Below are 513 nucleotides of genomic sequence, written 5' to 3'. Positions count from 1 at the left end.
TTTTCGCAGGCTATCACGTCTTTCTTCGCCTCTGACTGCCAAGGCATCCACCACATGCACTTAATTACTTGACTATACAACCCCAAACAGTCGTTTATCCCTACAAGTAGGATAAGCAACAGATTATGATGATTACTCATCACTCTCATACAGTTGGCGTCTCGTAGATTTAACTACCGTACAGCTTCAATTAGATTCATATACCAAAACGCTTGATTCAGTTTAATCGCTAGAACTCATTTCTTAATCTTCATGTCTCAGTAATAAATTACTGTTAATGTTGATCTTAAAACGAGTTTGAACAAATTATTTCAACTCAAATATATTCTGTTAATGATTCACTGTATCCTCGTCGGACTACAGTCAACTGTGATAAATCACAGAGCTTAATAACCGTCCTCTCATCGCATTAAACAGAAGTATTGGAATATTAACCAATTTCCCATCGACTACGCCTCTCGGCCTCGCCTTAGGGGGCGACTCACCCAGCCCCGATTAACGTTGGACTGGAAC

It is taken from the genome of Acinetobacter schindleri CIP 107287 (assembly GCF_000368625.1).
Classification (GTDB): Bacteria; Pseudomonadota; Gammaproteobacteria; order Pseudomonadales; family Moraxellaceae; genus Acinetobacter; species Acinetobacter schindleri.
This window is presented reverse-complemented; position numbering follows the sequence as displayed.